The 8760-nt window shown below is 58.9% G+C and carries 10 protein-coding genes; 5 read left to right on the forward strand and 5 right to left on the reverse strand.

Features of this window, described 5'->3' with window-relative positions; translation table 11 throughout:
* Nucleotides 1–826, reverse strand: an 826-nt coding sequence (hflK, locus tag ABX749_RS12565) for an FtsH protease activity modulator HflK (protein WP_372896289.1), incomplete at its 3' end; no start/stop codon positions are given.
* 226 nt (nucleotides 827–1052) lie between these two features.
* Nucleotides 1053–1445, reverse strand: coding sequence for a hypothetical protein (locus tag ABX749_RS12570; protein WP_372896290.1), 393 nt, complete (start codon nucleotides 1443–1445; stop codon nucleotides 1053–1055).
* Nucleotides 1446–1545: 100 nt separating this feature from the next.
* Between ABX749_RS12570 and ABX749_RS12575 the strand changes: the two genes are divergently transcribed.
* Both ABX749_RS12575 and ABX749_RS12580 read left to right on the forward strand, forming a co-directional pair.
* Complete coding sequence (locus ABX749_RS12575) at nucleotides 1546–2223, forward strand: DUF2306 domain-containing protein (protein ID WP_372896291.1); 678 nt, start codon at nucleotides 1546–1548, stop codon at nucleotides 2221–2223.
* 52 nt (nucleotides 2224–2275) lie between these two features.
* A complete protein-coding gene (locus ABX749_RS12580) occupies nucleotides 2276–3139 on the forward strand; it encodes a hypothetical protein (RefSeq protein ID WP_372896292.1) in 864 nt (287 codons plus the stop codon).
* On the opposite strand, the gene ABX749_RS12585 is transcribed toward ABX749_RS12580, so the two are convergent.
* From ABX749_RS12585 to ABX749_RS12595, 3 genes are all read right to left on the reverse strand, one after another.
* Complete coding sequence (locus ABX749_RS12585) at nucleotides 3132–3665, reverse strand: DUF3299 domain-containing protein (protein ID WP_372896293.1); 534 nt, start codon at nucleotides 3663–3665, stop codon at nucleotides 3132–3134. The two genes, ABX749_RS12580 and ABX749_RS12585, sit on opposite strands and share 8 nt — an antisense overlap.
* 65 nt (nucleotides 3666–3730) lie before the next feature.
* Entirely contained in the window at nucleotides 3731–4405 is a 675-nt protein-coding gene (locus tag ABX749_RS12590; RefSeq protein WP_372896294.1) for a hypothetical protein, read from the reverse strand.
* Between the two features lie 59 nt (nucleotides 4406–4464).
* On the reverse strand, nucleotides 4465–5910 hold the full coding sequence (locus tag ABX749_RS12595) for a hypothetical protein (protein ID WP_372896295.1): 1446 nt from the start codon (nucleotides 5908–5910) through the stop codon (nucleotides 4465–4467).
* 410 nt (nucleotides 5911–6320) lie between these two features.
* On the opposite strand from ABX749_RS12595, the gene ABX749_RS12600 reads away from it, so the two are divergent.
* The 3 genes from ABX749_RS12600 to ABX749_RS12610 all read left to right on the forward strand — a co-directional run bounded on the left by ABX749_RS12600 (nucleotide 6321) and on the right by ABX749_RS12610 (nucleotide 8685).
* On the forward strand, nucleotides 6321–6644 hold the full coding sequence (locus ABX749_RS12600) for a calmodulin-binding protein (RefSeq protein WP_145220494.1): 324 nt from the start codon (nucleotides 6321–6323) through the stop codon (nucleotides 6642–6644).
* 161 nt (nucleotides 6645–6805) lie between these two features.
* Nucleotides 6806–8206, forward strand: coding sequence for a helix-turn-helix domain-containing protein (locus ABX749_RS12605; protein WP_372896296.1), 1401 nt, complete (start codon nucleotides 6806–6808; stop codon nucleotides 8204–8206).
* A complete protein-coding gene (locus tag ABX749_RS12610) occupies nucleotides 8203–8685 on the forward strand; it encodes a hypothetical protein (RefSeq protein ID WP_372896297.1) in 483 nt (160 codons plus the stop codon). The genes ABX749_RS12605 and ABX749_RS12610 overlap by 4 nt, the downstream gene beginning before the upstream one ends.
* The last annotated feature ends 75 nt before the right edge of the window (nucleotides 8686–8760 follow it).

Below are 8760 nucleotides of genomic sequence, written 5' to 3' on the forward strand. Positions count from 1 at the left end.
ATTCGGCAAACACGGCGTTGAATCGCGAGACATCGCCTTGAGCTTCGTTGACGCGTTTGAGCGCGTAACCCTCGGCGCCTTGTGTCTTCTGTTCCGCTTCACCGCGTGCACGTGGGACTTCTTTGTTGTATTCACCGTTGGCAACGTTGATCATCTGCTCACGTTCCTGCTGAGCTTGATTGACCTCGTTGAACGACGGTTGGACCGGTTGCGGTGGGTTGACGTTTTTCAGTTGAACCTGGTCGATGCTTAGACCCAGTTCGTATTTGTCGACCTGTTCCTGGAGTTGCAACAGTGCCTCGACCTCGATCTCTTGTCGGCCGATCGTGATGACTTCATCGACGGTGCGGTCTCCCACGACGGTCCGCATCACCGATTCGGAGATGTCGCGTAGCGTTTGGCCCGGATTGCGAACCTTGAACAAGAACAGCTTCGGATCGCGGACGCGGTATTGGATCACCCATTCGACCGTGGCGATGTTGAGATCGCCGGTGACCATCACGCGTTCCTCGGTTTGTTCGTTCGAGACTTGCGTGTCATTGGTAGCGCCGGGCGTGCCGAAACCGAATTCCTGTTTCAATTGACGCTTGACCGGAACGATCGAAACATCGTCGATGCCGAACGGGAATTTGAATCTCAGGCCCGGATCGACGGTTTTGACGTAGCGGCCGAACCGCAAGACGACACCCTGCGATTCCGCTTGGACCGTGTAGACGCTCGTGAACAGCAGCGCAAGGAGTAGGATCGCGGGGATCAACCAGGCCGCATAGGGCTGCAACCGCTCGAGGTCCGACCAGTCAGGGCCGCGTGGATTCGAATTGCTCATGAATCGATGGAGTCATTTGAAAGGAGTCACAGTCCGCGGATTCTGATCAATGCCTCCAACCGTCACCGGCAAGAACCAAGGGTCACCGCTCCAAAGGGTAGGTCTGAGAGGCCGTCCGGCTAGGCTCTCGATCTCAAAAATTAACGATCTTTCTTAATCAAGACCGATTCGCACGCACATCGTCGCTGACCGAAGTGCGACGCGGTGTGCGGGCCAGGGCTGCTTGTTACGGGACCACCATCACGCTCGAGTCCGCTTGTGGGCCAACCGCGGGGCCCTCCAATGGTTGCATCACCGTGATGTCCTCGGCGTCTTCGAAATCTTCCACCGGAACGCGGCTCATCCCAAAGTCTTCGACATACTGAGGGATTGGCTTCACCGGTCTACGGTTCTTGTTAAAATCCTGGACGGGTGTGAACAAGATGAACCAACCGACAATGACGAAGCCCGTGGTGGACGCCACGGTGATCCAAAGCAGTGGTGACCGCAATGCACCGCCGGCGGTGATCCCATCGCTCACGTTGGCTGGAGTTCGGTAGGGTTGAGCCTGCGACAATGATGGCTCGCCAGAATCGGTCCCCAGCGGCGAGCCCGTTGATGGCTGATTGTGGTTTGACATTTCATTGTCCTCTCATCTTGAACCTAAACCAGCGGACGATCGAAACCAAGCTTCGATTATAGGGTGCCGTCTCCCGATTCTTTCACGATTGTGGCGCGTGATGAAATCTTTTTACATTTCGCCCGCATCGATCACGCCCCTGCGATGGGCAAAGTGGGTGGCGATCGGATTCGTGTTTTGGATCGGCTTGTTGATCCTGAGCCCGTTTCCGCACTATCTGCCGCCGGATTTTGACTACGGGTTTCTGAGCAATAAGGCGGACTATTTTTATCGCTCCGGCTATTTCATCGGTTTCTATCTCCACATCGCGGGCGCCCCGATCGGATTGTTTTTGGGTGGGCTGCAGATGAGCCGAACCCTGCGAATGCAGTATCCACGGGTTCATCGAATCGTAGGCCGAGTTTACGTCACTGCCGTTTTGTTTGCGGCCGCACCGGGAGGCTTCGTCATGGCAGTGAAAGCATTCGGCGGATGGTCGACCACGCTCTGTTTCGCAATGCTCGCCGCGGCGACCTGGGGGGCGACCTTCATCGGTTGGCGAGCGGGCCGCGGGTACGATCTTCAGCAGCACCGGATTTGGATGCTGCGCAGTTACGTGCTGTTGCTCTCGGCCGTGTTCTTGCGGCTGGGGCATTTTGCGCTTCAGACGTTCGGTTTAACGCCGGAGCTGACTTATCAACTCGCCGCTTGGATCAGTTGGGTGATCCCGCTGATGATTATCGAGTTGACGATGAAGTTCTGCCTCGGCCGGTGGCGAACGCGCCAGGCCCATTCGTGAGTTAGGCTTCCACTGGCAACGCAACCAAGTCACCCGCGGCAGGCAGATCCAGATGGAAACGACAATACAGGAATCATCGGCTCGATTGGAAACGACGTCGCAACCGGACGATCGTCGGCCCGTCAACGACTGGCCGATGATCCGAATTGTGCTGAGTATTCAACAAGCATCCATCGTGGGGATCGTCTTCGTTTGGTCTCTCGCCGCGTTGGAAGATTTTGGCGTCCTGCAGCTCGGTTTGGAAGCAAGTGTAGTGCCGATGTTTACGACGATTGCGGGTTTTGCTCTGATCCTTGGAACGGGACTGTTAACCCCCATCTTCATGGAGCGATACCGGGAACATCACTTTGAACCGATTGACTCGGCTCCCCGCTCATTGGTTCAGTATCGTGAAAACTCCAACGACGCCCTCCGTGAAGCGGGTTTTGGAAAGGTCGGGACGTTCCGCGTTCGGGGATTAGCCCTGCCAACTCATTCCATAGTATTTCTCGGTTGCCAGCAGATGGTGATCGCCGAATTCGTCTTGTTGGGTCCAAACCAGGGGATCGAATTGGTGTCGATCACCGAATCCGGGCGTGTGATTGTGACCGCTTCGGCCGCACCGAAACGAGGCGAACCGGCCGAACGCTCGTTGCCCGGGATTGTCCTGACCAGCGCGGCAGAACACTCATTCGAAAAATTGCTTGCCATCCATCTTCGAAAGACGGACGAGGCTGCCGAAGAAGCCGGTTCATTGATCGCCGAACTGGTCGAAGACGACGTCGCCGACGTCCTGTGCTATTACAACCGCGCGTTCCACGACATGCTGGTCACATGCGGAACAAGGAGCGACGAAGTGGGGCCGATGACCTATGGGCGATTTCGGTTTCCGCAGGGAATCGTTTCGCCGTCAGAGGGACGTCGACGCGTTATTTGACCTTCACGCCTTCGATTCGGAAGACGGCCATGTGGGTCGCGCCTCGGGGACCTTTGCCGCCGGGGTACTTGTAGGTTTCCGGGTCGAGCACGAATTTGCCTTCGACCGTCACGGGGCGGGTTGAAAAGTCGGCGGTATGATCACCGACCATGGTGACGAAGACACAGTCGTACAGCGCCGCTCCGGGGCCGAAGCAGCATTCTTTGTTGTCGCGAACGAGTACGAACTGCTTGAAGCCTTCATTTTGATACGTGCTGCTGGGAAGGATGTAACCACGCAGCTTGACGTTTTTGCCGTTGATCGTTTTCAGACGTTCGGTCCACATCGATTCGTCGAAGGCACCGTCTTTTTCGATGTCAAACTTCAGATCATCGAAATTGATTTCGCCTTTGGCCAGCTGAGCGGCGGAACTGAGGCGGATTTCGACCTTGGGCCGCGTTTGGGGATCTTCGGCAGGGTCTTCGGCGGAGGCTCGGTTCGGACCCAGCGGCAGAACGCCGACCAGCAGCGCGCAAACGATCACCATCTGTAATGAACATCGGAATCGTGGAAGGTGGTGCATCTCGCTCGCTCGGTTGTTTGTCGGCTGGCCTAATTCACTTTCGTCCCTTTTAACCGGTAGAACACCGCGTTGTCAAAATCGGTTTGTTTTCGGGGCACTTGGTTGAGCGTGAACTTGCCGGCCAGTTTACGCCGCGTCATGCCGCCTTCGATCGTTTGGCCACCGGTCAGCGTGACTTCGACCATCTCACTGCTCTTGGGCTGACCGCCGAAACAGCAGGTCCCCAGGTCACCGACCAGGACGAATTGCCGCAACATGCCGCCGCCGCTGGACGGATGAATGTAGCCTTTGATGAAGACGTCTTTGCCGTCGAGTTCGAACGCGGTTTGCGTCGGTCGATCGGGTTCGGCGTCGAATTTCAACTTGTAAAATGGTACGCGAACGTGCCCCGGCGGGACTTCGGTCAGGTACACGTACGTGTGCAAGCCGATGCCGCCGACCAACAGCAAGGCGTTGGTGGCGAAGGCAAATTTTGCCAATCCCAGCCCACTAAATTCATTCGGATAGCGTCGAATCGACCGAAGCGCCAGCAGTGCAAACACGACACCGAGGATCGCCAAGGCGAGCAAGGCCTCGAACGGAGGAATCAGCCCCAGCAACGCGACGACGAACAACAAGATCGATGCGATCGCGCTGCGGCTGAGCGCCCGATAGGGAAAGTCCACCTCATCGGCGGACGACGACATTTGAAGTTCAGTAGCCATCGATGGTTTGTGGCAGAGTGGTGGGGGATCGTCGACGGCGATCACGCAAGCCGGAATGCTTACGCGACTTTCACCCCAGTCGCGGGGCCGCCGGTCAACACCAGAAACAGTGCCAAGACGATGGACGCCAAGGCGACCGTGATTACGTAGCCAAGGTCCCAAGGGTTCGTTTTTTGTGCCAGCAGCGATCGATTGCCGAGCTCGGTTGCGGTGACGTCGGTGCCGGCCAGGGAGACCGGCGCGGTGCCGGCTGGGGCAGCAGCGATCGGGACGACGGCGGCATAGCGTGTTCCGCGTCGCAGCGTCTTAAGGGCCGGAACGGATTGCGAAGTCGCCTCGTCGGCCGGCTTGGCGCGAACCGGGACCGGTATCGGGAAAAACGTCTTGGCCCGGCGAACCGCTTCGGGGTCAATTTTTTCGAGTTCCTCAATCGCCGCTTCGGCTTCGGGCAGGGGGCAGGCCCGCATGTAATTGATGACGGGCACGCGAAGCCAGTTTTTGTCTTTTTCCGCTTCCTTGAACAACGTCTTGAGCCGCTCGATCTGACTCCAGTCCTTCCATTTCGCCAAATCCGGAATCACCATGTCGGCCAGTTCGCCCCGATCGAGGATCTTGTGTAGCGATTCAACCAGCGCGCTGCGCGGAATCACGTCGCCTTCGGTACCGTGAAAGCGGATCGCCATGATCGCGGCGTAGCTCTGGGGGAACGGCGCCTTGTGGTTCGCGATGAACAGCTCATCGATCAGCGGCAATCCCGATTCGCCGGCCAAGGTCAGGTAGCAGGCGATCAGCGCGTCCAGGCCGCCGGTGACACTTTTGGCGGGGTTGCGGAGCATCGCTTCGAGCATCGGCAGATCGTCTTTGCTGCCGCAGACACCCAGCATGGTGAAGTACAGACGTTTTCGGTCGGCGCCGATTTCGGGCTGTTGGACCCACTCGATCAATTGGTCATGATCCATGTCGGGACCGATCTGTTGGATCACGTCGTAGGGTGCCGAGGCGAACTCGTCATAGGCATCGCGTGAAATCAACGCCTCTTCGTCTTCCAGGTAGTCGCGGAAAAAACGCAGCCGCGCGACGGCGTCATCTTTCACCTGACTGGCTTTGACGATGTATTCTTCGGCCCGTTCGCTGACCGGCAGACAGGACCACTGCAAGTTGGGCGGGTCGACGCCGGAAAGCAGGAATCGGCGTCCGACCTCGACTTTGCCGTAATAAATCGCGTCCACTTCCTGGCCGACTTTGACGTGTTCGGATCCCTTGAGCACCTTCTCGATCCGCATCTTCACCACGCCGGTGGTCAGGTTCCGCGTCAGCTCGCCATCGAGACTCGACGCGATCACGACGGCGTCCATCGTCAGCGATTGCTGGCGGATGGTCTGCTGGACGGACTCACAAAACGGGCAGGCCGCTGCGGAGGACCACGGCAACACAGCCATCAAGCCGAGCAGAAACAGGCCGATGCCCGTCCGTCCCGCAATCGGAAAGGTCTCGGAAATCCTCAAAGTTTGACGCCCGGGCAGGAGATTCGCCCGGAACCGTCGCCGAGTGGGAATAGGCTGCGGCAGGTGGGCCAGTCGTGGGGAGGGACGCATTCGGGTCTGGTGGGGTTGGAGTGGAGCAATGCGGCGTGGCTGCAAAGTTCGATGCATGGAGTTCAATAATAGGTGCTAAATGCCCTCGGTGAGAAGGCACAAATCGTTTCTCCTGGAAATCCCGGCACGATCGACTCAACCCATCCAGCCATTTTTGCCGATACGACCGAAGATCCGGGCTATCCGCCCAGGAGCCGATGATCCAAAACACCCGTAAGTTTCGGCGTCGGCGGACACTTTTGAAACGACCAATGAACCGAGCCGATTCGCGACGCAGCTTTCATCGCGTCCCAGACCGGCCGACAAGGGGGAGAGCAGGAATGCTTCGTCAGTTGATCATCGCCGCCGTTCTGGTGGCATCGGCCTTCACTTTGGCCGGCGACGCGTCGGCCGACCAGCGCGCGTTCGGCCAAGCCTGGGGCGGCAGTGCGAGCACACGCGACTGGAACCGATTCTACCACTATCCCTACGTGTATTACCCCCAGAATTTCTGGGGACAGGAATACTATCGTAGTGCGGATAGCTTGTACCACCGCTATCCGCCGGAGATGCGAATCCCCGTGTACAACAAAAAGTGGCACAACTACTACCCCAGCAACCGCCGCTATCACAGCGGTCACCACTTCATCTTGGACGTGTTCTAGGCTGGGATTCTAGCTGGGAGCATTCGTAGGCATGCTGTGCATGCCAATGAGCCGTCAGGCACAGCCTGACCGACGCCGAAACTCGAACCCACAAACGTCGGTTGGAAGACGCACGAATCGCGTCACCGACAAATGTGGCGGTTTCCGCTACCATGAGTGTCATGGCCAACAGCACCAAGATTCGTCCGCTCGGTCGGCTGATCGACAAAGCGAACTCGCCTTTCTGGGTGATCGGCCCCGATGGGCGACTGGTGTTTCTTTCCGCGGCGGTCGGCGATTGGCTGACCGTCGAACCGGAATCGTTGATCGGACGCCGTTGCCTTGCCGGCACCAGCATCACCGACGATCCGCTCGATTTTCTGGCCGCCTCACTCGCGCCGCCCCCGGGAATCTTGAAATCCGGAACGGCGTCGCTGTTGATCCAACCGACCTTTCCGGGTGCCAAATCACGCCGCATTGCGGCGCTGGACACGCGTTTCGTTCGACTCGGCCAAGGCGATGAATCCATCACCCTGGCTGTCGCGGGCAGCTTTCAAGACCATCTCGCCGACCCGGTCATCGATGCCGCGGTCGTGTTGCGACGACAGCTGGACAGTTGGCGCCGTCGCCATGAAACGATCGCCCAGGGCGTTTCGGTCGGCAATTCTCGCCTCGCCCAACGGCTCGGTAAACAAATCCGATTGGCCGGTACGGTCCGCAGCGATGTGCTGATTGTCTCCCCGCCGGGTTGCTTCGCCGAATCCATCGCAGCGTCGGTGCACCAATGTTCGGCCGCGGGCGAACCGATCGCCACGATCGACGGGCCGTTGATGGACGCCGAACTGTTGGACGCCAGCTTGGCTGCGGTGATCGCCCACTTGGCGGATTCGGAAACCTCAAGGGCGACCGCGATCCTCAAGGGAATCGACCAGACCCCGTTGGAAGCCCAACTCCGCCTGGTCGAACATCTGCGTGAGTCGAACGATCGATTGCGATTGATCGCCATCGCCAGCGACAGCGCCGTTGTCTCAAGCGGCGCCGACACCGAACCGAATCCAGATCTCGACGTTTTCCTGGAAGCGTCACTGCCGGTAGGGATCACGCCGCCCCTTGCCGACCATCTGTGTGGGCTGACCATTCGACTCCATCCGCTCGCCGATCGTATCGCCGATCTGCCGATGATCGCGACCGCTATGCTGGATCGACGGCGGGCCGGTGGAGATGGTTTGGCGGATCGCTTTGCCCGCGCCGCGCTCGATGCGATGGTGATTTACCCTTGGCCGGATAACTTTCGTGAACTCGACCAGGCCATTCGACATGCGATGCGAAGCTGTCCCGGCCAAGTCATCGGGCTGGAACACTTGCCGTTGGCGATCCGGTCGTACCGTCCCAACGAGTCGGTGCCGAAACAACAGCAAACCATCGACCTGGATCAGGTCGTCGCCCAGTTCGAATCGGATTTGATTCGCGAGGCCTTGGAATCCAGCGCGGGCAATCGGGCCGAAGCGGCGCGGAAATTGAACATTTCACGTGCCCGGTTGCTCCGCAAGCTGGAATCGATCGGCGACGGAGACTCGCCATGAACCATTTCGCTGCCGTTTCAAAGGCCAGCAGGGTGATCCCGTTTTGGGTCTGCGAATCGGGCCGCCGGTGGAGCGACGCGGCCAAGCGATTCGTGGGACCGTTCCAGCACGACGCGGGCGTGGATGCGTCCGGCCAGGACCTGGGATCGGGCCAGCCGACGTTCCACGTTCAAGTGTTGGACGCCGCCAAAATTCGAGCGTTGATCGCGGGCCAATCGGACCTCGTGGTCCTCTGGGAACTGTCCGCCGAAAACACGTCCGCGGTCGCCTTGCATGTCGCACAGGTCGGCGCCTCGCGACCGGATGTGATGCAATGGGCCGCGATCGACGACGTCTCCCGGCACCCCTCCGACCGCCTGGCCCTGCGGATTAGGGAGCTCGGCGTGTCGGCCGTGCTGCACCAGCCCCAAGAATTGGCCCTCCTGGCACGACTCGTCCGCCGTCGCTTTTCCGGTCTGTCGAGTAAGTCGAAGTTCTAAAAAAATCGAGAATTTGACTCATGAACCCGATTGATCTTGCCGCAGCTCGACCAGGCCCCTATCTGTAGGGCACCA

It is taken from the genome of Stieleria sp., from assembly GCF_041595215.1.
Classification (GTDB): Bacteria; Planctomycetota; Planctomycetia; order Pirellulales; family Pirellulaceae; genus Stieleria; species Stieleria magnilauensis.